The following is a 23,888-nucleotide window of genomic DNA, read 5'->3' on the forward strand; positions in this document are numbered from 1 at the left end:
GCATGGACACCCCCGCGCGCCCCGGCGGCACCCTCCCCCTCCCCAGCGGCACCACCTGCTCCCGCCTGGGCATCGGCTGCTGGCCGATCGGCGGACCCGCCCACAACCTCGGCATGCCCATGGGCTGGAGCACCGCCGACGACCACCAGGCCCTCGCCGGCCTGGAACGGGCCTTCGCCCTCGGGGCGAACCTGTTCGACACCGCCGACGTGTACGGCCACGGCCACTCCGAACAGCTCCTCGGCACCTTCCTGCGCGGCATCCCCCGCCACGAGTTCGCCGTCACCAGCAAGGTCGGCTACTTCACCGAGCCCGGCACCGGCCATGCCATGGAGCCCGCCCACCTGCGCCGCCGACTCGAAGGCACCCTGGGACGCCTGGGCGTCGACCACCTCGACGTCTACTCCCTGCACAACGCCGACTTCGGGCCCGGCGACGCCTTGCTGGAGAAGGCCGTTGCGACCCTGCGCGGCTTCCAACAGGAGGGGCTGATCAGGTCGGTCGGCATGCGCGGCCCGCACCGCTTCGCCCCCGAGCGGCTCACGACCGAGCCCGGCCAGCGCGAGGACAAGCACGCTCGGTTCCGCCGCCACTTCGCCGAGATCCGCCCGGACGTGCTGGCCGTCCGCGACAACCTCCTCACCCCGGCCTCGGCGACCGACGGCATCCGCGAGTTCAGCGCCGCCCACTCCGTCACGGTGATCGTGAACAAGGCGCTCGGGCAGGGCCTGCTCACCGGCAAGCACACCGCCGCGGCGCCCCCGGCCTTCGCTGACGGGGACCACCGCCAGCGCAAGGCGTGGTTCACTGAACCCGCCCTCGCCGTCCTCGGCCCGTACCTGGACGAGATCCGTCACCACCTCGGCGATGGCCCGGCCCCACTGGCGCACGCCGCGCTCGCCTACTGCCTGCGTCGCTGGCCCGGCGCTGCGGTCCTGGCCGGTTTCACCACCGCCTCCCAAGTCGAGCAGAACCTGACCTGCGACCCCGCCCGGCTCACCACGGACGACCTGCTGTTCCTCGCCGAGGTCGGCCAGCAGGCACAGCAGGCCCTCGACCAGCTCGGCGAGGTCTTCACCGACGAGGCGAACGGATGAGCGCCGCGCCGTTCATCGCCCTGGAAGGCCCCGACGGAGCCGGCAAGACCACCCTCGCCACCGGGGCGGCCGACGCCCTCGCCCACCTGGGCCTGCGGCACATCGACCGCCGCCAGGTGTCCACCAGTTCCGAGTACGCGGCCACCCTGATGGAACCCCTCGCCCGGATGCTCTGGCACAGCGGCGACGCCCCCGACCTCTCGGACAACTTCTGGGCCCACCTCCAGGCGAGCTGGTTCACCGCCCACGGCGAGCAGGTCATCACCCCGGCGCTCACCGCCGGTCCGGTCCTGGTCGACGGCTGGTACTTCAAGCTCGCCTCCCGCCTCACCGGCCAGGGCTGGAGCACCGACGAGATCACCCACCTGTTCAGCCGAGTCCGCCGCCCCGACCACACGATCCTTCTGGACGTCGACCCCACGCTGCTCTGGGAGCGCAAGGCCCACCAACTGCGGCCCGCCGAACTCGGCATGCACGGCACCTACACCACCCTCGGCCGGACCTCCTTCCTCGACTACCAGCAACGCGGCCTCCAACGCCTTCGCGAGATGGCCGCCGCAGACGGCTGGCACGTCCTCACCGTCCCGGCCGGCGAAGACCTGCCCACGACCACCGACCGCGTCAGCGCCCTGCTCACCGCCCTTCTCGCCAACTCGCCCTCCAGCTAAGGAGAACGCCCGTGAACACGCCCGCCCCCTACACCTGGCCCCACATCGACCAGCAGCTGCGCCAGGCCGTCGACCGGCAGCTCGACCGGTCGCTCTCCGACCGGGACGCCACCGGCGTGATCGGCGAGTTCGAGAAGGAGTTCGCCCGCTTCGTCGGCAGCCGCCACGCCATCGCCTACTCCTCCGGCACCTCCGCCCTGCACGCCATGTGCGTCGCCGCTGGCCTCGGCGAGGGAGACGAGATCATCGCCCCCGCCTACACCTTCTTCGCCACCGCGACCCCCTTCGCCTACGAGGGCGTGAAGGTGGTCTTCGCCGACGCCGACGGCTGGGGCAACCTCGACCCCGACGACCTGCCCGGCCTGCTCACCGACCGGACCCGGGCCGTCATCGTCACCCACATGTGGGGCAACCCCTGCGACATGACCGCCATCGCCCAGTTCTGCCGCGACAACGACCTGCTGCTGCTGGAGGACTGCTCCCACGCGCACTTCGCGTCCTGGGGCGGCCAGCGGGTCGGCACCTTCGGCGCGATGGCCGTCTTCTCCACCAACCAGAAGGCCATCACCACCGGCGAGGGCGGCGTCTTGGTCACCGACCACGACCAGTTCCGCGAACTCGCCCTCCTCCACGGCCACTACAACAAGCGGTCGTTCAAGGAGATCAGCCCCACCGCCCCGTACTACCAGTACGCCCTGACCGGGATGGGCCTCAAATCGCGGATGACCACCCTCAACGCGGCCGTCGGCCTCGACCAGCTCGGCAAGGCCGACGACATCGAAGAGCGCCGCCGCGGCATCCTCGACCGCTTCGCCGACGCCCTCGACGGCAACCCCGTCGTATCCCCGGCCACCGTCGATCCGCAGCACGGCGCCAACGGCCTGTACGTCCTCGGACTGCACTTCCACCAGCAGGCCGCCACGGTCACCGCCGCCGAGTTCACCGACCGGCTCACCCGGCTCGGGACCGAGTTCGACATGCCCGGCTCCACCGCCGTGATCGCCAACGAGCCCCTGTTCCACCGGCGCAGCCGCACGACCCCGTGGACGACCGTGCCCACCGTCGACCCGGCCACCTACGGCGGCGCGCAGCAGTTCATCGACTCCTTCATCAAGGCCCCGCTGTTCGGCTACCCCGGCGACGAGCAGGCCGTGGACCACCACATCACCACGCTCGCCGCCGTCAGCAAGGACGTGGCCCGGTGATCACCCCCGAGACCCTGACCGACGCGGCCCGCACCGACGGCGACACCATCACCGTTGCGGCTCTGCGGCACCTGCGCGGCCAAGCCCTCCAGCCCGCGCCCGTCCCTCCTGTCAGCGGCGCGACGGTCACCTCTCGCCCGCCGCTGCTCATCGCCCGGCCCACCCTCGCGGACCAGCAGATCCGAGCCGCCGCCCGCACCTGGCTCGCCTCCCGCGCCGGCCACCACCGGGCGAACGACCCGGCCGAGGAAGCCCTTCTGCATGCCGTCGAGACCTCCGCTCTGGCCCGACCGCCCATCGCGGACACTGCCAGCACGGTGGACGCCGATCTCGCCGACATCTACCTCACCCTCGCCCGGCACTGGCTGGAGTTGACGAAGAACAGCGCCGACCCGCGCTACCTGAACGCCGCGCTCAAGCTCCTCAGCATCAGCCTGGTCGCCCCCGTGCCGGCCACCGAACAAGGCGCAGCCGCCCTCGCCGCTGCGCTGGAAGCCCTGGACACCACCACCGTCCCACCGGCCCCGCCCGGCAGCAGCACCAGGCAGCACGCCTACACCGCCCCCGCCATCCCGGCGCCGACCGGGGCGGTGGAGCCCCGCATCGCAGTCCTCGCCGGCGCGGACTCCCGGGGGCTGCCGCAGTTCCTCGCCGCCGCCCACAGCCTCCCGATCACTGGCGTCGTCCTCCACGACGGCGGCCAGCGGCAGGAGCCGCCCGGCAGCGCCTACGGCGCGGCCTGGTACCCCGCACCCCGCGCCACCCACCCCCGGCTCGCCCTCGCCGCCTCGCCCCTGCCCCACCACCGGGTCGCGCACCGCGACTGGAGCGCCGCCGCCGCCCACCTGGCCGACTGGGGCACCGACCTCCTCGTCCTGATCGGCATGGACGTCATCCCGCCGACGGTCCTGGCCGTGCCCCGGCTCGGCACCATCAACGCCCACAACGGCGCCCTGCCTACCTACCGTGGCATGGACGCTGTCGCCTGGGCCGTCCTGACCGGCAGCCCGGTCGTGTGCAGCGTCCACCACGTCACCGAGCACGTCGACGCTGGCCACGTCCTCGCCACCAGCGACGTGCCCAGCGACGCACCCGACCTGCGCCAAGCCGTCAAGGACACGCAGCTTCGTCTCCTCGCCGACGTCTGCCGTCACGTCGCCACCACCGGGGCCCTGCCCGCTGGGCAGCCACAGGCCGGCCCCACCCGCCGCTACTACCGGATGCACCCGGCGCTGCGACGCCTCCTCGACGTGACGACGAGCCCGATCGGAGCCGCCTCGTGACCACCGGCCTCCTGCCCGGCCTCGACGGCCTCGACTGGGACGACCTCCCGGCGGTGGCCGCAGCCTCCGCCGATGCCTTCGACGCCCTCACCCGCGACAGCTGGGCTCTGCTGGCAGACCTCCTCGCGGCCCTTCCGGAGAACGCCGAACTCGCAGCGATGTGTGAGCAGTTCGACTTCCTCGACAAGCTCGTCCTCCACCTGGGTGACAACTACCGGGTCCGGCTCCACCGGTTCCGTCCCGGCTACTTCGACCGCCCGCACGACCACCGGTGGAGCTTCGCGTCGATGATCCTTACCGGCTCCTACCAGCACGTGCAGTACGGCACCAACGAGGGCTTCGAGACGATCGACCCCGCGGCCCTGGTGCCCCGCCAGATCCGCACCGAGCGTGCCGGCGACCACTACGTCCTCCACCACACCGCCGTGCACTCCGTCCACGCCGACGCCGGGACGATGTCGCTGGTGCTGCGCGGCCCCGCCGCCAAGGACGCCTTCCGCATCATCGACGCGCCCAGCGGAGGGTCCTTCACCGCCCGCGGCAGCCAGTTCGAGACCCCCGACCAGCGGGACGCCAAGCGCATGCCGCCCCAGGTCGTCACCGCCGCCATCGCCGACATCCTCGCCGCCCGGCCCACCGCCGCCGCAACCCAGGGAGCGACCGCATGACCAACGCCTCGGAGCAGGACTTCCTGTTCGGCAGCCCGGACGTCGTCGAAGACGGCGTCGCCGCAAAGGAGTTCAGGCTGCTCGCCCTCAACATCGAGAGCCCGTCGGCCGACCGGGTCCGCCGCCAACTCGACTGGCTGTACGGCACCGGCGCCAATGTGCTCGTCCTCACCGAGGTCAGGGTCAACGAAGCCGGTGACCTCCTGGCGCGGGAGCTCACCAGTTCCGGATTCGCGGTCACCCGTCCCCGCACCGGCCACGACGACCGGTACATGACGCTGATCGCCACCAAGGGCTACCAGAGCCGCCCCGTCCAACTCGTCGGCGAGAACGCCCGCTTCCACGCGGTGCGCCTGACCACCCACTTCGGCAGCCTCGACGTGATCGGCCTCTACTCCCTCACCAACGGGATGAGCGCCGAGAGCAGCGCCGCGCGCAGGGTCTTCCAGCAGCAGGTGACCCAGTCGCTGGCGGCCCGCGCCGCCGCTGAGCCGACCATCCCGCTCCTGGTCACCGGTGACCTCAACGTGGTCGAGCCCGGCCACGGCCCGGCCGCCAGCCGAGCCCTGTTCGAGGACCACGACTTCGACTTCTACCTGGACTTCGGCCGCCGACTCGGTCTGGTCGACTCCTTCCGGCAGACCCACCCGGATGCCGCCGACCTCACCTGGTACGGGCCCAAGGGCGGCCAGCGGCTCGACCACGTCTTCACCACGCCCGACGTGCACACCCGGGTCGTCTCGGTCGGCTTCGACCACGACGTGCGCACCAGTCGGCTCAGCGACCACTCCGCGCTCAGGCTGACCGTGACCTGAGCGCGGTCCCCCTCACCGGCAGCCGGTCGGCTCCACCCACGGCAGCTTCGTCAGCTGCGGCCACTCCTGCATCCACCGCTCCGCCTTCGCGTCGTACACCGCCTGCGGGGCGACGGTCAGCGGGTTGGGTCGCAGAACGAGGTTGAACAGGTCCACGAACCCGTGGGTGGAGTGCACGGTCAGCTTGCCGCTCGCGTCCAGGCTCAGCCCCACGCAGCAGCTCGTCGCCGCGAACGAGCTGATGGCGTCGGCCAGGTCGCGGTACGGGGCGATCTCCTTGCCCCACTTCTCCGGGTACCACAGATGCACCCTGGCCTGGTTGCGGGGCTCCAGCTCCACGCCGAGGTCGGCCACCGCCGCCAGGCACTTCTTGATCACGACGTCCTCCGCGTCCCACGAGGTGTCCGGGTCGAAGAAGAACAGGTCATGATCCCGAATCCCCGCCGCCAGATCAGTCCGGCCGGCAGCAGCGTTCCACACCGTCTGGAACAGGCTCCCTGCTGTCAAGTACCACTCGGGGAGATCGAGTTCCGCCAGCCGCTCCAGCACATCCCGCACCGAGGGGTTGCGCAACGCCGTCGCGGCGAACGCCGCCGCTTGCTCCTCGGGGCTTCCCGAGGCGGCCAGGTCCCGCAGGGTCCTGGCATCCAGGCGGTCAAAGTCGTGGTGATCGCGGGCAGCCGCGTAGTCCAACAGCACCTGCCTGACCCTGCCACAACCATCCCAGTGATCGCATCGTGAACCACCGCTTTCAGCCAGCCAGTTGACGCCAGCCGCCTGTGACCAGCAACTACTTTGCCCCAACCCTTCTCCCAGTCACCTGAACGACTGAGCATCCAGCCCCAGCAGCCGCGCCCCTTCCACCAACCGAACCGAACGGATCGCCCGCATGTCCCGCCCACCGCAGCTCGTCCTCAGCCCGCTCATAGGTGTCCGCCCGAAGCCGCAGTCCGACCCGGCGGCCTACAGCCCGGCGGTCCAGGGCCACTCGTTCCTGGTGGTCCCGCTCGCGGTGCTTCACCGCGCACCGGCCACCAGGCTCCCACTGCGCCAGCGCAAGCCCCCGTCCCAGGGGAGTGCCTCGTCCGGAGCGGTCTTCCCGGCTGGCCCGGTGCGCCGCACCCGCGCTGCCGGACTGGCCGCGTGGTTCAACGGGGCCAGTACCGCCAGGTCCCGAGGCAGCAGCGAACTGGCCGACGGCGACGGGCTGCCGACGCCACGCAACTCCATGGGCTAACCAGCCGGTGCCGCGTGATCACCCGCTGCCCCAACTCCCCTTCGACCGCGACACCCGCCTCCCGGAGACCCTGATGACCACCAACCCGCGCACCTTCGCCCATGCCGCGACCGGCAGCCCAGCGGGTCCCGACGACCCCGGACTCCGTGCGGCGGCAGCCGGGGTGACACCGGGCGAGGTCAAGGTGCTGCGCCTGTTGGCGGGAGCCCTCACCGACAAGGAGGTGGCCGGCCGCCTGGCAATGAGGGAGACGCAGGTGTCTGCCCACGCGCTGTCGGCGGCGCGGCGCCTGGGCGCACCCGACCGGACCACCGCCATCCTGCGCGCGATCCACCTCGGGATGATCTCCGCCGACGCGCTCCCGCCCGCAAGAGCGGACGGCCGACACCTGACCCGCCGCCAGCGGGACGTGCTCACCCTTATGGCGGCCGGGCTCACCTACCAGCAGATCGGCAACCGCCTGGGCATCGCCTTGGCCACCGTCAGCGGCCACGCCAGATCGGCCGTCTGGTGCGTGGGCGCGAGCACCCGCCACGAGGGCCTGCTGCTCGCGCTCCGAAGCGGTCTGGTGACGACAGCCGACGCCTGGCCGCCCGCGCGGCAGAGCAGCCCAGCGAAGGGGGAAGCGGCGTGACCTGGCCGATGGAGGAGGGCCTCCCGGCGCGGATGGTGCTCCCGGGAATCGCCGCCTTCGCCCGCGCGGACCGCCCCGAGACGCCGGTGCCGGACGACGGCAACGACTGGGTGCTCGGCCGGTGCTGGCTGTACTGCGGACGCGAGCAGCTGCCGGTGCTGTGGATCGGCCCGGTCACCGTCGTCTCCGCCACCGCCGCGATGCACGCCTGCGCGTCCTGCATCAGCCGCCTCAACGACCTGCTCTGGGACGAGCTGCTGGTCGGCTCCACTGCCCCCGCCCCCGAACTCGCCGTCCCAGCAGCCCCGCTGGTCACTGAGGTGACCCTGTTCCACCGGCCGCCGACCCGGCGGCCGGCGCTGCCCGCTCCCGCCCGGACCAGCCACCGGCGGCCCCGCAGACGCACTGAACTGCTCGACGCCGCCCTGCCCGGCTGGCTCTCCCGGCTCAGCCGCCGGACCCGTCCCCAGCTCCAGCCCGCCCCGTCCCCGCACACCCACGGGCCCACACCGGCCCGGTAGAGAAGGAGAGTTCATGAACGACCATGACGCCGACAACGACCTGATCACCGTGGCCAGTTGGAACATCGAGCACGACGGCTGGGAGAGCGACGGGAGGGGCGGCGGCAACCTCGACCGCTGGTACGCCGCCCACGAGTTCCTCGCCGGGTTCGGCCCGTTCGCGGCCGTCGCCCGGCAGGAGATGACGCACTCCCTCAACTGGCGGGGACGCATGGCCTGGCAGGCCGGCGGCGCGCTCGGCGGCCTGATCCCGTTCGTCCACCCGACCCCGACCCCGGCCAGCCGCAACCCCACCGGCCTGCTCCTCGACACCCGGGCGTTCTGGCCGGTGGGGGAGTGGCCGGAGGACAAAAACTGGTGGCACGGCCCCGCCGCCGTCGAAGCCCGGCTTGCGGGCTGCGCGCCGGACGCGGCGACGCTCGTGCTGGCCTCGGTGCACCTGTCCTCGCGCTCGCCCCGTACCCGCGAGGTCGAGGCGGACATGATCGTGGGCTGGACGACGCGCGGGCGGGCCCTACTGGTCACTGGCGACATGAACTCCTACTCCGCCCAGGATGCCGGGCTGCCCGACTTCGGCACGGTGACCGACCGGCCGTTCATCGCGCACCGGACGGTGGACGGCCGCACCCCGCACACCGTGCCGGACGAGATCCTGCGCACCGCCGGGCTGGTGGACCTGGCCCACTACGCGGCCGAGCACCTCGGCCAGGCGGAGGCGCTCGCGCCGACCGGCTCGATGCGCAGGCCCGATCAGGGCGGCGGCCAGCGCATCGACCGCGCGTACCTGAACGCCGAACTCGCCCCCGCACTCCGCGCCTTCGAGGTCCACACCGACCGGGACCTGTCCGACCACTCCCTGCTGCTCATGCGCTTCGACCGCCGGGAGCTGGCCGAGCGCCTGAACACCTTCGGCCAGGCAGCGTGAACCGCGTTTCCCCGTCCGACCCGAGACTCCTGGATCGCATCGTGTCCTCCTTCTCCGCTCCCCGGGACCTGCCCGAGGACCTCGCCACCGTGCTGGCGGTGGTGGCCGGTCTGCCGTTCGCCGTGCTGGAGCCGGGCTTGGTCGCCGCCGCGCTCGGCACCCGCCCGGACGCGGTGGCCGACGTCCTGCCCCGGCTCGCGGCTCTCCGGCTGCTCCGGGCACACCCGGCCGTCGAGGGCTTGTGGGTCTTCCCGGAAGGGCGCCGGGTGTCCCCGCTGCCCGCCCGCCGCACCGACCCCGCCGAACAACTCGACCAGCTCCAGCGGGCGGTGGCGTGGTGGCTGGCGGCAATGGTCGCTGCGGAACGGCACCTGGCCCCCTGGCACCGCCTGCTGGAAGCCGAGGCGGGTGAGGAGCCGTCCGTGGTGGAGCCGCTCGCGTTCGCCGGGCGCGAGCAGGCCCGGGCGTGGGTGTCCGGGCAGCGGGACAGTGTGGTTGCGGTGATCGCGGCCGGTGCCCTGCGCTGGGACTACCTCACCTGGCGCGGCACCCTGGCGGCTTCCAGGACGCTGTGGCGCCACCTGCCGGAGCCGGGCGTCCAACTGCTGTGCACCAACTGGGCGGTGCCGGCGGTGCAGGGCAACGGCGACCGGCAGCAGGTCCGGGCAGTCCTGCTCGCCCGCTCCGACGCCAACCGGCAGGCCAGCCGCTACTCGGACGCCTGCGACGCCGCCGACGCCGCCCTGTACTCCGCCGAGGAGGACGGGGACGAGCAGGACCGCGGCCAGGCCCTGCACGCCGGGGCCGCCGCGCTGCTGGCCGCCACGCGGACCGGGCCCGCCACGGAGCGGGCCGTCAAGGCGCTGGCAGTGCGCGAACGGACGGGCGACGAGCGGGCGGCGGCGCTCACCCGCCTGCTGCTGGGGCTGTGCCACCAGCAGGGCGGTGACCGGTGGCGGGCCCTGGCCGAACTCGACGCCGCCCGGGCGGTACTGGCCCGGGTGGGGGATGAGTTCGACCACGCGCGGGCCCTCGCCCACCTCGCCCGGGCCCGCGCCGTACTCAACGACGACGCCGGGGCCCTGGCCGACTTCGAGCAGGCAGCCGGTCTGTTCGCCGCCGTCGGCGCCGACCCGTGGCGGGGGCGCTGCCTCACCTGGTGGGCCACCACCCTCCCGAAGGAGCGGTGGGATGAGTCCTACGGCATGTTCACCGAGGCCCTGGAGTTGTTCGGCGACGCCTTCCACCCGGAGCGGGGCACGGCCACCGCCGCTCTCGTCGCCTACGGGAAGCGGCGCCCCCGGCCATGACCGCGCCCAGGCGGTGGCGTACGCGGCGGTCGACGGCCTGCCGGACCTGCCCACCGTCCTCGCGTCCCACCCGCCCGGCCCGGCGAACTTCCGCCGGGCCGGGCCCCACCCCGACTGGAGGAGAAAGACGTTGAGGACCAACGCCCTCGGAGAGCCCGTCGAGGCGCAGCGCCGCCGCATGCTGGCGCAGATGGAAGGACGGGTGCAGTTGGCCCTGTCGGTGAGGGCGGCGTTCGAGAATCTGGAGCGGCACTTGCTCCTGCCGGGCCGCTCCGCCGCCGACGCGTACGGACCCGATCCGGTGCCGGTGGTGGACGCGGGCGACACCGAGGGGTGCGCGACGACGCCCCCGCTCGTCCAGGGGCACCTGCTGAACCTCGCCGGGGTGCGGCTGGGTCAGCGGGTGCTGCTCGCCGGAGGCGCTCCGGGCATCACCGCGTCGCTGCTGGAGCACCTGGTCGGACCGACGGGTGAGGTCGTCGCGCTGGAGTCGAGCGGGATGCTGGCCGGCCGGACCCGGCTGATGCTGGCGGCCACCGGCCACGATCGCGTCCGCGTCCACCACCTCGACGCCACCGGCGAACTGCCCTTCGCGAAGGGTGAGTTCGACGTGGTCGTCTCGGCGGGCAGCGTGCCCGGAATTCCGCCCGAGTGGTGGAGGGTGCTGCGGGTGGGCGGGCGGATGGTGCTGCCGCTGCGGATCGGCGGCCACTGCCGGATCACCTCGTTCGTGCGGGAGGAGGACCGGCTTGTGGCCGGGGAGTGGGTGGCGTACGACGTCGCCCCGCTGCGGTGGAAGGAACTGCCGGGCGGCGGAGCGGACCAATTGGTCCCGCTCGCCGACGGCCGGCTGCTCCACCTCGACTGCACGGACGCGGCGCGAACCCTGCTGGCGGCCGAGACGGTCACCGACCTGCCCGGCGCACGGCTGGTGATCGGCCTGTGACCGCGCACCCGACCACCCGGACCGAACCCGCATCGCCCTCGACGCCCATCCCGTACACCCGGCCCGCCGCCCAGCCGCTGGACGCCCTCACCCTCCAGGCCCGCTACGCCCTCGACGTGACCTGCGCCCGCCGGGGCCACGACACCACCAGGGCCACCGTTCTGCAGAACGGCTTCAACCAGGTGGTGCGGCTGCCGCACGCGGCGGACGGCCAGGGCGTCGTGGCCAAGATCCACAAACCCGGCACCCGACGCGAAGCCGTGGACCGCCAGGTGCTGGCCGCCTCCTGGGCACTGGCGCACCGGGTGCCTACGGCCCGGCCGCTCGGCCGCCCGACGGCCGTCGGCGGCCTGCTGGTGTCCTTCACCGAGGACCTCGGACCGGGCCGCCCGGCCGACCCGGAGGAGCGGGCCGTCCTCCTCGCCCTGCTGCACGCCGCGCCCATCCCCGACCGCTGGCCCGACTACGTCCCCGCCGCCCGTCTGCTGCGCCGCTTGGCGGGCGTGCCGTCCACCGTCGTGCCGGACAGTGCCCGGAGGGAGGTCCGGCAGCGACTTGAGGAGGTCGGGCGGCGGTGGGAGAAGTCCGACCTGCTGACGCGCCGTCACCTGATTCACGGTGACGCCGGTGCGGCCAACACGGTGGTGGACCGGTTCGGCATCCCGCACCTGGTCGACTGGGAGACCGCGGCGGCAGGCCCGCCGGCGGTGGACCTCGCCGCAGCGGCCTGCCTGCGTGACCACTTCGGCCACGACCCGCGCGAGTACCGGCGGTTCGCCGCCGAGTACGGCACCGACATCACCCGGCATCCGGACATCTACCACGTGCTGGCGGTCCGTGCGGCGTGCGCGGGGGTGATCGTGGCGGCGGAGGCCGCTATCACCAGGCCGCAGTGGCAGCCGGAGTACCTGCGGCGGCTGGCCTGCCTGTCCGGGCTCGACACGTCGGGCAGCTCGTACCCGTGGTCGTGGCGGCCGGGAAGCCAGATCACCGCCCCTCACGAGGTCACGGGCCGCAGCCCCGAGACCGGTGGCCCGGCCGCTAACGGGGGGTGCGGACGGTGACGGCGACCCGCACCGGTCCGGGCACCGCCCACGCGCAGCCAGCCAGTCCAGCGGACTCCGCCCGGCCCACCGCCCGGGAGAGCGTGCTGCTGGCCGCCGCCTGCACCGGCCTGGGGCTGTGGCCGGACGGCGCCGAGGTGCTGTGCCGCCGCCGCAACCTGGTCGCCCGCCTCCCGCGCGCTGACGTGGGCGTTGCAGTGATCGTCAAGATCCACGAGGAGGGCACCAGTCGCGAGAGGGTGGCCCGGCAGGCGGGCCTCGCCCGCTGGCTGGCAGGTCAGGGCTTCCCGACTCCGGCCCCGGCCGGACGCCACCTGGTGGTCGGAGCCGGACACCGGTGGGCATCCGCCGTCCGCGACCTCGGACCCGGCGAGCCCGCCACCTACGCCCAACTCGGTGGACTGCTAGCCAAGTTGCATGCGATTCCAGCGCCCATGCACCTCGGCCTGCCGCTGGTCGACCCGGCCGCCCCTCTCCTCGCCCGCGTCTCACATCTGCCCGACGCCGTCCTCCCCGCCGCTGACCGCTCCTGGCTGACCGACCAGATACAGGCCGCCGGACGGCAGTTCGATGACCTCGCCTGGCGCGGGCGGCCGGTCCTGGTGCACGGCGATGTCCATCTGCCCAACACGGTCATCGGCCGGGACGGCGCCCCGTACCTGCTGGACTGGGAGACCGCCTGGCTGGGCCCGGCCGCAGCCGATCTCGCGTTCCCGGCCTGGCCGGTGGACGGCTTTGGCTGCGACCCGGCGGGCTACCAGGAGTTCTGCGAGGCGTACGGGGCCGACGTCACCGCCACGGACGGTGGCCGCCTCTACCGGGTGCTGGCGCGGGTGACCGCCGCCGTCGGCGTGGTGATCGCCTTGGAGGAGACCGTCCGGGACCCGGGCTGGGCGGAGGAGGCCGCGTTGCGGCTGCGCTGCTTCCGCCACCAGGACACCGGCGATCCCGACTACGCCTACCCCTGGCGGTGGAACGTCACCCCCACCGTCGCGAAGGGTGGGCCGCGATGACCGACCCTCGCCCCGAGTTGCTGCTGAGCCTGACCACCACCCCGACGGCGGAAGTCGCCATCGCCACCCACCACCGGCGCGGGCGATCCGCCCGCGCCGCCGCCACGGGCCACGCCTACCTGCACACCGGTGTGCTCTCCGCCGCCGTTGTCAACCGCGCGGCCTCCGCCGAAGACGACCGCCGCTGCGCAACCGAACTCGCTGATGCGGTGGCCCGCTTCGCGGCGGGCTCGGCTGAACCCGACGGGCGACAGCAGGCGGGACCGGATTGCGCCGCCGAGCGGCCTTGCCTGCGAGGCGTCGCCTGGCGGTGCGTGGTCGTGCTCCCCTCCAGCGGGGTCGAGGTCCACGGCACCGGCTGCCGTGCCTACGGCTGGAGTCCCGGCAATGGACTGCGCCTGCTGGCCGCTGTCGAAGGAGGGGCCGCCGACCAGTTGGTGATCATCAGCACCAGCCACCACGCCCTGACTCGGGTCGAGGAGGAGTGGGTGGCCGTGTTCGCCGACGATCCGGGCACCCTCGCCGCGACCCTGGCCACCACCGACACGAACGCGGCGGACACGAGCGTCATCGTCGTGCGCCGCTCCGCCGCCCACGATGTTGACCAGCAGGGCGGACGCACTCTCCCCGATGGCTTCGGCGTGGGCCCGCTGCTCGTCACCCGCCAGATCACCTACCACGCGACACCCGACCCCACCGCGCTGGAGCACCGTTGACCCTCACCACCCGTCCCTGGCGCCCCGAGCAGGTCGCCGCCCTGCGCGAGCACCTGGACCTGCTCACCGCCGCCGGCACCGTCCCCGGCGGCGTGATCGCCTGCGGAACCGCCAGAGCCGAGCCCACCTTCGTGGCCTCCGGCATCGTCGCCCCGGAGTGCGGCGACACCCGGCCCGGCCCCGACACCCGCTATGACCTCGCCTCACTGACGAAGGTGGTGGCGACCTGGGCGCTGGCCGGGCAGGCGCGGGCCGACCGGCGGATCACCCTCAGCGCCCCGATCCGCTCCCTGCTGCCGGAAGTGCCGGACGACGCACCCGGTGGTGGGGTGACGGTCGGCCAGATCCTCACCCACACCTCCGGCCTGCGCCCCGAAACCCGCCTGGACCTCTACCACGGACGGTCCGAACCGCTCGCCCAGCTCATCTGCTCCGAGCCCCTGACCGGCACTCCCGGGAAGGCCCACCAGTACATCAACCGGGGGTTCATCCTCCTCGGGCTCGCCCTCGCGCAGCTCCACCACCGCCCGCTGGAGACCCTGGCCGCCGAGCTGTGGACGGCACTGGGCATGACCGGCACCGCGTACGGGCCGCTCACCCGCACCACGACGGTTGCCCCGACCGTGCAGCGCCTGTCCGGCGCACCGCGCCTGCACGGCACCGTGCACGACGACGCCGCAGCCCTGCTCGGCGGGGTCGCCGGCCACGCCGGGGTCTTCGGAACCGCCGCCGACCTCGCCACCTTCGCCGACCGACTCCTCGACGCCGATGGCGAGTTGGGCAACTGGCTGGGCTTCAGCGCCCGCCCCCGGGCCCGGATCGAACCTGGCCTCGGGCGGGGCCTGGCGTGGATCGTCACCGACGACGGCAACGCCCTCTACCACCACGGGTTCACCGGCACCAGTCTCTACCTCGCCCCGGCCACCGGCCGCTACCTCGCCCTGTGCACGAACGCCGTCTACCACCGCCCCGACAACCGCGCCGCACTCGCCCAACTCCGGGCCCTCGCCCTGAAAGAGATCACCAACTGAACCCCTGCTGTCAGTGTGATCGACATCTACCAACGCGCCGATGCGGAAACGGATTTACCCGGATCGAGTGAGCCCGGCCCGGACACGCCGAACACGCCGACACGCCCCTGCCAGGATCAGGGACCCAGCCAGCAACCCGCACCTTCCGCAGCCTGCCGTCCGGCACCGCTGCCACCTGAGCACGCCCACCGCCGGATCACCCAGCCGCACCCACCGCGGCTGGGTGGCCCGGCGATCCGGCTTGCCCGAAGCCCACCTGCCGCCCAGCCGCCGAACCAGGGAGCAACGTGACCGAGACCCGCCAGAACACCCAGCAGCCAGCCGACACCGGCCTGGAAGACGAACCGAGCCAGCACGACGAGGAGCTGCGCTACAGCTTCCCCGGCGACAACCGGCGCACCGCCGGATCCTCCATCTCCACCCGCGCCATGGTGCGCCGACTGCCGCAGCTGCTCCGCCGCGCCCTCGCCCTCGCCTGGCACGCCGACCGCCGTTCCACCCTGCTGCTCTTGCTCGCCCAAGCCGCTTCCGGCGTGTTCGGCGCGCTTGCCCTGTACGCCACCACCGGAACCCTCGCCGCACTGCTCCGCCCCGGCCCGGTCTCCGGCCACCTCCGGGACGCGGCAGCGCCGTTGGCCGTCCTGACCGTCTCAGCCGCGCTGCGCTCCGCCCTCGGGATCGCCGTGATGACGCTGTCCGGCCGGGTCGGGCCCCGGGTCAACCGGGACGCCGACCTCGCGCTGATCGAGGCGGGCTGCTCCGCCGAACTCGCTGCCTACGACGAACCCGCCTACAACGAACGGTGGGAGTCCGCCGACCGGGGAGCCGCGACCACCCCCGACCTGCTGACAGCAGCTCAGGACGTCATCGCCTCCACCGTCTCCCTGATCGCCGCCGCCGGGGTGCTCGCCACCCTGCACCCGGCGCTGCTGCCGTTCCTGGTGCTCGGCTCGATCCCCGCCGGGCTCGCCGCAGTCCGCTCCGCCCGCATCCACTACCTCGCCACCGTCACCACCAACGAGGAGCGGGCGGCCCTGCGGATCTACCGCTGGTACCTCATCGACAAGCAGCGCGCCGACCAGGTCCGCTCCGACCAGGTCCTCCCGTTCATGATGGCCAAGTACCGGGCCGCCGAAGCCCGGATCGTCGCCGTCACCGACAAGGCGGGCACCGACGCCGCCCGCGTCTCCCTCTTCGCCGCACTCGCCACCGGCGCCGGAGCCGCCCTGATGTGGGGAGCCCTGCTCTACCTCGTCTCCACCGGCCACATCGGCCTCGCCGCCGCTGGCGCTGCCACCTTCGCCCTGCGCACCGCGGCGGGCGGAGTCCAGGGCATGGTCGGCAACGGCACCCGGCTCTACCGCATGGGCCTGTTCCTCGACGACTACTTCTCCTTCCTCGACGAAGCCGGCGGCCACCGCATCACCCGCGGCACCATCGAGCCCCCGGCACCCAAGCTGATCGAGGTCACCGGCCTGACCTACTCCTACCCCGGCGAGCAGCAGGCCCCGGCGCTGCGCGGCATCGACCTGACCCTGCGTCAAGACGAAGTCGTCGCCGTCCTCGGCCAGAACGGCTCCGGCAAGTCCACCCTGCTCAAGCTCCTTTCCGGCATCTACCTTCCGCAGCCGGGCGGCGGCCAGATCACCTGGGACGGCGTGCCGATCGAAGACCTCGACGCCCAGGCGATGTGGTCCATGGTGGCCCGCGTCCCGCAGGAGTTCGCCCGCTGGCCCCTCCAGGCCGCCGAGAACGTCCACCTCGGCCACCACGACGGCGACCCCGACCAAGCGGTGAAGGACGCCGCCGGGCTGACCGGCTTCGATGAGGCCGTCCACCGGCTGCGCTCGGGCTGGCGGACCCTCCTCGCCCAGGGCTGGCAGGGCGGCGCGGAACTGTCCGGTGGCGGCTGGCAGCGCGCTGCCGTCGCCCGAGCCTTCTACCGCACCCACCGCGAGCCCGGCCTGCTGATCCTCGACGAGCCGACCTCCGACCTCGACCCCCGCGCCGAGCACAAGATCCTCCACGCCCTCCGCGACCTCGCGAAGGGACGGATCACGTTGTTGGTCACCCACAACCTCGGCAACGCCAAACTCGCCGACCGGATCATCGTCGTCGACCAGGGCCTCATCGTGCAGGCTGGCACCTGGGACCAGCTCGCCGACCAACCCGACGGCCTGTTCAAGGAACTGCTCGACCTCCAGCAGGACCGGACCGTCCCCGCCCAGCGCACGAGCACCGAGTAGCGGCCCCCCTCCGGGGCGGGCACCGGCCGGTGCCCGCCCCGCCCCATCACGAGGAACAGCGCATGGACTTCACCACATGGCCGCCGAAGGTCCTGGTGGTCGACACCGAGGGTTCCGGGACGAGCCTGCCCGACCTGGTCGAACTCGCCGCAGTCCCGATCACCGCTGGCACGGTACGGGCTGACGCGATCCGTCAGAGCCTGGTCCGACCGCCCAACCCGGTCACGCCGAGAGCCGCAGCCCTGAACGGCCTGACCGACCAGATCCTCGCGCGCGCCCCCGCCTGGGAGACGATCGCCGAGCAGGTACGCGCGGACTTGGACTGCGCGTGGCTTGTCGCCCACAACGCCTCCGTCGACTACCGGCTCCTTGCCCGGCTGCTTCCCGGATGGGAACCCGCCGGGGTGATCTGCACCCTGCGGCTGGCCCGCGCCCTGCGTCCCGATCTTCCACGCCACACCCTCGACGCGCTCCTCGCAGCGATCCCGGTCCCCCCGGTCGGCGTGACCGGGCTTCGGCACCGAGCCGCCTACGACGCCCACGCCACCGCCCTGCTCCTCCTCGCGCTGGTCGACCCGCTGGACGCCTGGGCGGACGTGACTGCCATCGGTGTTCCGGCGGCGCTGCGCTCGGTGCAGACCGATCAGCAGAACGGGCTGTGGTGACGGGAACGGCGGCCCGGGTCGCCCCCGGGACGGCCGCGATCGTGCCCTCGCGGACGGGCGAGCGAGCCGGTCTGACGGGCGGTCGGATCGGGGCGCCTACTGTCCTCATAGGAAACTGTCCGAAACGCCGAGTTCGGACAGTTCTCCAGGTCGCGGGAAGGTCAGGTCAGCGGGTCCGCGTCGGAATCGAGACCGAGGGCGGCCCACCACGGCTGCTCGGGCTGCTCCTCCCACTCGTGCAACCGGTCGCGGTGGAGGACGGGGCCGGTGCCGTCCACCCGCTCGCGGTGGCCCGGTGGGCGCAGGCAGTGGCCAAGGCCGGGGCCGGTGCGGGTGTCGGCCGGGCCTTCGTGGCCGCACGCCGGCCACGTGCCGGTGACCGCCGAGTGCTCGCTGCTGCTCATGCCGCAGATGCTAGCCCTGGGCTGCTGCCGTCGGCGGTGGATTTGTCGGCCGTGGTTCCTAGGCTCGGATCATGACCACCCCCACCACCGAACCCGGCTCCGGCACGCCCGTGATCAGCGGCGTCCTTGCCTTCGTGGAGCGCCTGCTCCTGACCGAGGAGGTCCGGCTCAGCACTCCGGGCCCCCAGATTTTCGACCCGGCCACCGGCCAGTACGTGCCCGGCCCGGATGTTGTCGCCTACGAGGGGCCCGGACTGCACCGGGCCGCCGGTGGGCCCGGCGTTGTCCTCCGCCTGGAGGGCCAGCCGTACAAGGATGACGGTGACGGCCGCTACCTCCTCTTCACCCCGATGGCCGCGCCCGTCGCGGCGGAGGGCAACACGGTGACGATCGTGAAGAGCGGCGATCCGGCTGCTGCCGGTCGGATCTTCAAGATCCTCGACCCGGGGGAGACGGGCGCCCTGTCGGTCGTCCGGCAGACGTGGATGCGGATCGAGAAGATCGGCGGTGCGGCGTGAGTACCCCTACCGTGCCGGTGGACCTCGAAGCGGTCCGGCAGGTTCTGGAGAGCACCGTGATGGTGGACGAGGTGCGGATCAGCAGGCCGACCGGCATCCCCGTGCTGGACGTCGTCACCGGGCTGGTGGGGCCCGCGCCGACGACCACCGTGTGGCAGGGCTCAGGTGCCGTTCTCTCCGCGCACGGTCTCGCCGCGGTCGAGCACCTGGTGGGCGGCCGGTGGCTGGAGGACACCGCCTCCTGGTACGGGCTCGTCACCCCTCTGTCGGCACCGCTCCCGCAGCGCGGCGACCTGGTCACCGTCATAACCGCGAAGTCCCCGACTGCCGGCACGGTTGGCCGGACCTGGCAGGCCCTCGACCCGGGCGAGGCCAGCACTGTCGCCGTCGCACGAATCACCCGGCTGGACGAGGTAGTGATCATCTAGCCCTGCCGTGACTGGAAGAGGACGGGGCGCAGGGTGTCGTCATTGAACTGGGACGGCACTCTGCGATTTCGGTATTCGACGGATGATCAGAGAGGAACCGGCTGGTGGGCGATGAACCCCACTGGTCCGTGATCTCGTGCGAGGCGTCCATGCCGAATGGCGAGAGGGTCGGAACCTCAAGGGAAGCTCAAGATCATCCTCAACTTCCTTGGAAAAACGCTAGGTTCACGGCAGCACAATGGTGGAGGCTGGCGCCGGCCCCGCATCGGATTGCAACGAATGAGGGGCATCATGGTTCGTACGACGCGCATCAACCCGCAGTGCACCTTCCCCGACGGCCGAACCTGGCTGGCCGTCATCGTCATCGTCGTCGTCGTTGTGTCCGCCACCCCCTGGGTGGGGGAGGCGGTCGTTACGGCCGCACTCGGTGTCCTGGCGGCGGCGATTCCTGTCGCAGGGCGGCTCAGGGCGGAGTAGCCCAGCGACAGGCATCTGGAGAGCAGCGCCGCCAGTTGGTATGGGCTCGTCACACCGCTCCCGCAGCGTGGTGGCAGGGTGACCGTGATCGCCGCGAAGTCCCCGACCGGAGGCACGGTCGGCCGGGCCCGGCAGGCCCTTGATCCGGGCGAAGCCAGCACGGTGGCAGTCGCCCGGATCACCCGGCTCGACGAGGTCGTCAGTGCCTAGCTGGTGTGGAGCGGCAGGGTGAACTCCTGCCGCTCCAAGGGCTCGACGGGCGTCATCAGGTGGCGGAGAACTGGTTCCAGGGGAATCCACGGCCCCGGGGTGATCGGGTCCGTCGACTCCAAGAAGGCCGCCGCCCGGATCAGCGTCGGGGGTCGCCCGTGCTGCTCCTGCTGGACAAGGGCGCAGTGCGCAAGGTGTCGGGCCCCGGGCAGGCTCCACCAGGTTCGGCTGGCCTTCGACAGGACTCGGGCTCCGCCCTGATACCGCACAGTGTCCGGGAGTTGCAGGGCCATGGGAAACAACTCGTAGGAGTAGGGCGGTAGTTGCTGATCGCTCACTGCGAACTCGATGCCGACAGTGGCGATGGTCGCGCCGGCGAGGCCGCGATTGACGACATGAACGCCCAAGTAGCGTTCGCTATCGGCGAGTTCCATCCGGGTGGCGCCTTCGGATTCCAGTCGTGTGGGGATCATGAACTGCCCCTCCACAGTGAACCCGCCGAGCAGCTCGACCTCGAAGTCCGGAACCGTCAGGGCCTGGAGCTTCGCCTCGACCTGGCGGGTGATCTCGGCCATCGCGCTGGTCGACAAGACCTCCGGGGGGAGGCCAGGCTGCGCGACCTGGCGCCGCTTCCACTCGTCGCACAGCTCGATCGGGTACACCACCTCGCCGCGCTTCGGGTAGTCGATCATCCGGTGGTGCTTCTGGCAGGCGAGAAGCAGGTTGTCGAAGGAGTCAGTGTCCGTGTAGTCGGGGTCGTGGCGGGGGCCGTCCGGGCTGGCGGACCGGATGTGGGCGACGTCGACCGCCTTCGTGGGGTAGCCCTGCTCCCACTCGATGAGCGGCTGGGGGCAGGGGCGGCCGTCCGCGTGGATGAAGGCACAGTGGGAGGCGCTGCGGAACAGCAGGCCGATTACAGAACGTGTTGGACTCACTCCTTCACGCTACGGGATGGCGCCGACAGCCCACTGTCCGTCGCGACTCCTAGGCTCGGGACATGCCCCCCACAACCCCTTCCGAGCTGCGGCATGTCCGCATCCAGGCCACCGGGCCGACCGCCCGCCTCGAAGTCGACGGCCACGACATCGCCGACCAGGTCGCCTCCTACCAGCTACAGCACACCGCCGGGCAGCCCCCGGAGCTGCTTCTGCTGCTGCGCCCTACCGCCGACCCGGTGTGGGAGGGCGCGGCCCGGGTCGTGGTCGGCGCCGACCCCGACCCGGGTCCGGCCGCTGCCGCGTTCCTCGCCGCGCTCGACCCGGCGGAGACCGAGCGTGCCGTCCTCGACCGTCACGACCTCCAGGACGGCGGTCCGCACGAGTTCGTCCGGGCGCTGCTCCTCCAGCTCACGGAGTGGGCGTTGGGGAAGCGGCAGCCGGGCGAGCTGGAGAAGGTGGCGGGCTGATGGCCAGCGTGACGAGCAACGCGGCCGTCGTGGCCGCGCAGTTGGAGGCCCGCGCCGCCGTTGCGGTGCCGGCGGCCACGGCGGTGGTGCGGCACCACGCGATGCTGCTGGAGACCGCGATCCGCGCCGCCGCGTCCGGCCGCCCCGGTCCCGGCGTGCAGACCGGCGACTACCGGCGGTCGTGGACCACCGAGGTCCGGGCGACCGCGACCGGGGTGGAAGCGATCGTCGGGACCAGCCGACCGCAGGGGCCGCGCCTGGAGTACGGGTTCGTCGGGCCGGACAGCCTCGGCCGCGTCTACCATCAGCCGCCGTTCCCGCACGTCGGGCCGTCCGTCGAGCGCGTCGAGCCGCTGTTCCTCGCCGGGATGGGCCGCGTTGCCGAACAGGTGGTGGCCGGATGAGCCAGCTGACCGACGACATCCACCAGGCCGTCGCCGGGGCGCTGCGGGCGCACGGCGCGGGGCTGCTGTCGCGGATGGTCCTCGTGCTGGAGGTCGTGGACGAGGAGAGTGGCGAGCTGGGCCTGTACACGGAGGCGTCGCCGGCGGACATGCCCGCCTGGGACCGGGCCGGGCTGATCCGGTACGCCTCCCTCGACCTGGCCGGGCAGATCACCGCCTGCCGGGTCGCGGACTCGGGCGATGCTGATGGGGAGGGGGAGTAGATGCCCGTTCAGGGAAGGGTCGTGTCCCTCGCGCTCCGGGATGCCCTCGTGGCCGGCACCGGCCGCAGCTGTGGGTACGGGGCGGCGCCGGTCGCGGCGGACAAGCCGACCGGGAACACGATCCCGTACCAGGTGCTGTACCCGCTCGGCGGCACGTCGTCGGGGCCGCCGTTCGGTGACCAGGCCGGTGACGGCCGCATGGTCTACCAGGTCACGTCGGTGGCCTCCACCGCCGAGCAGGTCGAGTGGATGGCGGACAAGGTCCGCACGGCGCTGCTCGGCGTCGGGCCGAAGGGCGGCTTCGCGACGCCGATCCTCCCGGCCGGGCACACGGTGATCGGCCGGGAGGTCGACAAGGAGGACGGGGTCACCGTCACGTCGGGCGTATACAGTTACGTCACGCGGGTCGTGCTGCACGTGACGACACCTGACAGCTGACCCGCCCGCCAGCCCCTCGGGTTGGCGCATCTCACCGTGGAGACCCCCGCACGGACGCCCGACCGCCGGTACGGGCCGACTCCTCGACCACCCCTCGTAGTGGGTGGCCGTCAGGGGAACGGGTCTCCGGTGGTCATGAACCCCGGGTGCGGTGTTCCCCGGAAATGAGAGTCGCGTGGCTTCCACGCAGCAGCGGTACATGCGCCGCGGCGTCACCAAGATCTACTTCGTCAAGGCGATCGCCGCCGCGACGAACATCCCGACCCGGACCGAGCTGACGGCCGGCACCGACCTGTCGAAGCAGGTCGCGGACATCGAGGGCTGGAGTCTGGAGAACTCCCCGATCGAGACCCCAGACCTGGGGAATCGTTTCGCCACCTCGATCCCGGGCGAGGACAAGGCCGCGAACTCCAGCCTCACCTTCTACGAGGACCTGGGCAGCGACACGATCGAGGCCCTGCTGTCGAAGGACGCGGTCGGGTACGTCTGCATCCTGCGCAAGGGGGACGTTCCGCAGTCCAAGTCGCTGGACGTGTTCCCGGTCCGCGTCGGCTCCCGCGCGCCGAGCTACAGCACCGGCACCGAGCCCGCCAAGTTCAAGGTCAGCTTCTCCATCAGCGACCTGCCGACCCTGGACGCGCCGGTCCCGGCCGCCGCCGCGGGCTGAGGGGGCGGGCGATGACGACCACTCAGATCGAGCCGCCGGTGCAGGCGGTAGCCCGTGACGCCCACTGGCGGGCGAAGATGGCCCGGCTCAAGGCCCGGCGCCTGCCGGAGCGGACCGTGTCCATCTGTGACGACGACACGGCGAAGCTTGCCGTGACCGACGCGCAGATGAAGCTGGCCACCGCCCGCGCGGCGGCCCGGGTCGCCGCCGACGGGCAGGGCATCGACCCGGCCGACCGGGAGGCGTTCACCGAGGACCACCCGCAGGTCGTCATTGCCCGCTCGGTGCTCGCCACCGCCGAACAGGCCCTCGCCGACCAGACGGTGGAGCTCACCTTCCGGGCGCTGCCCCGCCCGGCGTGGGAGGCGCTGCTGAAGGAGCACGCCCCGACGGAGGAGCAGGCCGACCGCGGCATGGAGTACAACGTGCTCACTTTCCCGGCGGCGCTGATCGCCGCCTCCCACGTCGAGCGGGACGCGGTCGGCACCGAGGTCGACGGCATGACCGTTGAGGACGCCCAGCAGCTCCTGGACGACTGGTCCGACACCGACGCGAAGGTGCTGTTCACCGGGGCGCTCGCCGTGAACCAGACCCTCCGTGTGGATCTGGGAAAAGGCTGACGGCTGAGCC

Annotated in this window: 31 protein-coding genes; 28 read left to right on the plus strand and 3 right to left on the minus strand. The window is 72.5% G+C overall.

The genetic code is table 11. From position 1 onward, the window contains the following. Positions 1–2 precede the first annotated feature (2 nt). From F4556_RS25290 to F4556_RS25315, 6 genes are read left to right on the plus strand one after another with little or no spacing between them, the layout of a single operon-like run. A complete protein-coding gene (locus F4556_RS25290) occupies positions 3–1,097 on the plus strand; it encodes an aldo/keto reductase (RefSeq protein WP_184919861.1) in 1,095 nt (364 codons plus the stop codon). Then, a complete protein-coding gene (locus tag F4556_RS25295) occupies positions 1,094–1,765 on the plus strand; it encodes a dTMP kinase (protein ID WP_184919862.1) in 672 nt (223 codons plus the stop codon). Before F4556_RS25290 ends, F4556_RS25295 begins: the two co-directional genes overlap by 4 nt. Positions 1,766–1,776: 11 nt before the next feature. Next, the gene (locus F4556_RS25300; RefSeq protein ID WP_184919863.1) at positions 1,777–2,970 is read left to right on the plus strand and encodes a DegT/DnrJ/EryC1/StrS family aminotransferase; all 1,194 of its coding nucleotides are present in this window, start codon (positions 1,777–1,779) and stop codon (positions 2,968–2,970) included. Next, the gene (locus F4556_RS39160; RefSeq protein ID WP_184919865.1) at positions 2,967–4,253 is read left to right on the plus strand and encodes a formyltransferase family protein; all 1,287 of its coding nucleotides are present in this window, start codon (positions 2,967–2,969) and stop codon (positions 4,251–4,253) included. The genes F4556_RS25300 and F4556_RS39160 overlap by 4 nt, the downstream gene beginning before the upstream one ends. Beyond that, positions 4,250–4,921, plus strand: coding sequence for a hypothetical protein (locus F4556_RS25310; protein WP_184919867.1), 672 nt, complete (start codon positions 4,250–4,252; stop codon positions 4,919–4,921). The genes F4556_RS39160 and F4556_RS25310 overlap by 4 nt, the downstream gene beginning before the upstream one ends. Next, on the plus strand, positions 4,918–5,736 hold the full coding sequence (locus tag F4556_RS25315) for an endonuclease/exonuclease/phosphatase family protein (protein ID WP_184919869.1): 819 nt from the start codon (positions 4,918–4,920) through the stop codon (positions 5,734–5,736). Before F4556_RS25310 ends, F4556_RS25315 begins: the two co-directional genes overlap by 4 nt. A gap of 12 nt (positions 5,737–5,748) precedes the next feature. Here F4556_RS25315 and F4556_RS25320 read toward each other — a convergent pair whose 3' ends face one another. After that, positions 5,749–6,435: a nucleotidyltransferase family protein gene (locus tag F4556_RS25320; protein ID WP_313068606.1), complete on the minus strand. Its 687-nt coding sequence runs from the start codon at positions 6,433–6,435 to the stop codon at positions 5,749–5,751. A 190-nt stretch (positions 6,436–6,625) separates the two neighbouring features. Here F4556_RS25320 and F4556_RS25325 point away from each other — a divergent pair, with 190 nt between their 5' ends. From F4556_RS25325 to F4556_RS25380, 12 genes are all read left to right on the plus strand, one after another. After that, positions 6,626–6,973, plus strand: a complete 348-nt coding sequence (locus tag F4556_RS25325; RefSeq protein ID WP_184919871.1) for a hypothetical protein — start codon at positions 6,626–6,628, stop codon at positions 6,971–6,973. Between the two features lie 7 nt (positions 6,974–6,980). Next, complete coding sequence (locus F4556_RS39535; RefSeq protein WP_184919873.1) at positions 6,981–7,607, plus strand: response regulator transcription factor; 627 nt, start codon at positions 6,981–6,983, stop codon at positions 7,605–7,607. Continuing rightward, positions 7,604–8,128, plus strand: a complete 525-nt coding sequence (locus tag F4556_RS25335; protein WP_184919874.1) for a hypothetical protein — start codon at positions 7,604–7,606, stop codon at positions 8,126–8,128. The genes F4556_RS39535 and F4556_RS25335 overlap by 4 nt, the downstream gene beginning before the upstream one ends. A gap of 13 nt (positions 8,129–8,141) precedes the next feature. After that, a complete protein-coding gene (locus F4556_RS25340; protein ID WP_184919876.1) occupies positions 8,142–9,053 on the plus strand; it encodes an endonuclease/exonuclease/phosphatase family protein in 912 nt (303 codons plus the stop codon). Positions 9,054–9,094: 41 nt separating this feature from the next. Further along, complete coding sequence (locus tag F4556_RS25345) at positions 9,095–10,363, plus strand: hypothetical protein (RefSeq protein WP_184919878.1); 1,269 nt, start codon at positions 9,095–9,097, stop codon at positions 10,361–10,363. 130 nt (positions 10,364–10,493) lie between these two features. Then, the gene (locus F4556_RS25350; RefSeq protein WP_184919880.1) at positions 10,494–11,309 is read left to right on the plus strand and encodes a protein-L-isoaspartate O-methyltransferase family protein; all 816 of its coding nucleotides are present in this window, start codon (positions 10,494–10,496) and stop codon (positions 11,307–11,309) included. Then, positions 11,306–12,373 (plus strand): phosphotransferase, encoded by a 1,068-nt coding sequence (locus F4556_RS25355; protein WP_184919882.1) that lies wholly within the window; start codon positions 11,306–11,308, stop codon positions 12,371–12,373. Before F4556_RS25350 ends, F4556_RS25355 begins: the two co-directional genes overlap by 4 nt. Further along, entirely contained in the window at positions 12,370–13,386 is a 1,017-nt protein-coding gene (locus F4556_RS25360) for a phosphotransferase enzyme family protein (protein ID WP_184919884.1), read from the plus strand. The genes F4556_RS25355 and F4556_RS25360 overlap by 4 nt, the downstream gene beginning before the upstream one ends. Further along, entirely contained in the window at positions 13,383–14,102 is a 720-nt protein-coding gene (locus tag F4556_RS25365) for a hypothetical protein (protein WP_184919886.1), read from the plus strand. Before F4556_RS25360 ends, F4556_RS25365 begins: the two co-directional genes overlap by 4 nt. Further along, positions 14,099–15,133 (plus strand): serine hydrolase domain-containing protein, encoded by a 1,035-nt coding sequence (locus F4556_RS25370; protein ID WP_246511084.1) that lies wholly within the window; start codon positions 14,099–14,101, stop codon positions 15,131–15,133. The genes F4556_RS25365 and F4556_RS25370 overlap by 4 nt, the downstream gene beginning before the upstream one ends. Positions 15,134–15,420: 287 nt before the next feature. Further along, complete coding sequence (locus tag F4556_RS39165) at positions 15,421–17,379, plus strand: ATP-binding cassette domain-containing protein (RefSeq protein ID WP_313068609.1); 1,959 nt, start codon at positions 15,421–15,423, stop codon at positions 17,377–17,379. Positions 17,380–17,441: 62 nt separating this feature from the next. Continuing rightward, a complete protein-coding gene (locus F4556_RS25380; protein WP_184919888.1) occupies positions 17,442–18,044 on the plus strand; it encodes a 3'-5' exonuclease in 603 nt (200 codons plus the stop codon). Positions 18,045–18,205: 161 nt separating this feature from the next. Here F4556_RS25380 and F4556_RS25385 read toward each other — a convergent pair whose 3' ends face one another. After that, positions 18,206–18,448: a hypothetical protein gene (locus F4556_RS25385; protein WP_184919890.1), complete on the minus strand. Its 243-nt coding sequence runs from the start codon at positions 18,446–18,448 to the stop codon at positions 18,206–18,208. A 71-nt stretch (positions 18,449–18,519) separates the two neighbouring features. Here F4556_RS25385 and F4556_RS25390 point away from each other — a divergent pair, with 71 nt between their 5' ends. The 4 genes from F4556_RS25390 (at position 18,520) to F4556_RS39170 (ending at position 20,081) form a co-directional block, all read left to right on the plus strand. Further along, the gene (locus F4556_RS25390; protein WP_184919892.1) at positions 18,520–18,966 is read left to right on the plus strand and encodes a DUF6093 family protein; all 447 of its coding nucleotides are present in this window, start codon (positions 18,520–18,522) and stop codon (positions 18,964–18,966) included. Continuing rightward, positions 18,963–19,394, plus strand: a complete 432-nt coding sequence (locus F4556_RS25395; protein WP_184919894.1) for a DUF6093 family protein — start codon at positions 18,963–18,965, stop codon at positions 19,392–19,394. Before F4556_RS25390 ends, F4556_RS25395 begins: the two co-directional genes overlap by 4 nt. A gap of 291 nt (positions 19,395–19,685) precedes the next feature. Continuing rightward, the gene (locus F4556_RS25400; RefSeq protein ID WP_184919896.1) at positions 19,686–19,871 is read left to right on the plus strand and encodes a hypothetical protein; all 186 of its coding nucleotides are present in this window, start codon (positions 19,686–19,688) and stop codon (positions 19,869–19,871) included. Positions 19,872–19,949: 78 nt separating this feature from the next. Next, positions 19,950–20,081, plus strand: a complete 132-nt coding sequence (locus F4556_RS39170; protein ID WP_281403664.1) for a hypothetical protein — start codon at positions 19,950–19,952, stop codon at positions 20,079–20,081. Here the strand turns inward: F4556_RS39170 and F4556_RS25405 are convergent. Further along, a complete protein-coding gene (locus F4556_RS25405) occupies positions 20,078–21,016 on the minus strand; it encodes an HNH endonuclease signature motif containing protein (protein WP_184919898.1) in 939 nt (312 codons plus the stop codon). The two genes, F4556_RS39170 and F4556_RS25405, sit on opposite strands and share 4 nt — an antisense overlap. Positions 21,017–21,078: 62 nt before the next feature. Between F4556_RS25405 and F4556_RS25410 the strand changes: the two genes are divergently transcribed. The 6 genes from F4556_RS25410 to F4556_RS25435 all read left to right on the plus strand — a co-directional run bounded on the left by F4556_RS25410 (position 21,079) and on the right by F4556_RS25435 (position 23,878). Next, positions 21,079–21,486 carry a hypothetical protein gene (locus tag F4556_RS25410; protein WP_184919900.1) on the plus strand — a complete coding sequence of 136 codons (408 nt, stop codon included), beginning with the start codon at positions 21,079–21,081 and terminating at the stop codon, positions 21,484–21,486. Next, on the plus strand, positions 21,486–21,890 hold the full coding sequence (locus F4556_RS25415) for a hypothetical protein (protein WP_184919903.1): 405 nt from the start codon (positions 21,486–21,488) through the stop codon (positions 21,888–21,890). Before F4556_RS25410 ends, F4556_RS25415 begins: the two co-directional genes overlap by 1 nt. Then, positions 21,887–22,153 (plus strand): hypothetical protein, encoded by a 267-nt coding sequence (locus F4556_RS25420; protein ID WP_184919905.1) that lies wholly within the window; start codon positions 21,887–21,889, stop codon positions 22,151–22,153. The genes F4556_RS25415 and F4556_RS25420 overlap by 4 nt, the downstream gene beginning before the upstream one ends. 21 nt (positions 22,154–22,174) lie before the next feature. Further along, the gene (locus tag F4556_RS25425; RefSeq protein ID WP_184919907.1) at positions 22,175–22,591 is read left to right on the plus strand and encodes a hypothetical protein; all 417 of its coding nucleotides are present in this window, start codon (positions 22,175–22,177) and stop codon (positions 22,589–22,591) included. Between the two features lie 175 nt (positions 22,592–22,766). Next, positions 22,767–23,258 (plus strand): phage tail tube protein, encoded by a 492-nt coding sequence (locus F4556_RS25430; protein WP_184919909.1) that lies wholly within the window; start codon positions 22,767–22,769, stop codon positions 23,256–23,258. Positions 23,259–23,269: 11 nt separating this feature from the next. After that, positions 23,270–23,878, plus strand: coding sequence for a hypothetical protein (locus tag F4556_RS25435; protein ID WP_184919911.1), 609 nt, complete (start codon positions 23,270–23,272; stop codon positions 23,876–23,878). Positions 23,879–23,888: the final 10 nt, after the last annotated feature.

This window comes from Kitasatospora gansuensis, from assembly GCF_014203705.1.
Classification (GTDB): domain Bacteria; phylum Actinomycetota; class Actinomycetes; order Streptomycetales; family Streptomycetaceae; genus Kitasatospora; species Kitasatospora gansuensis.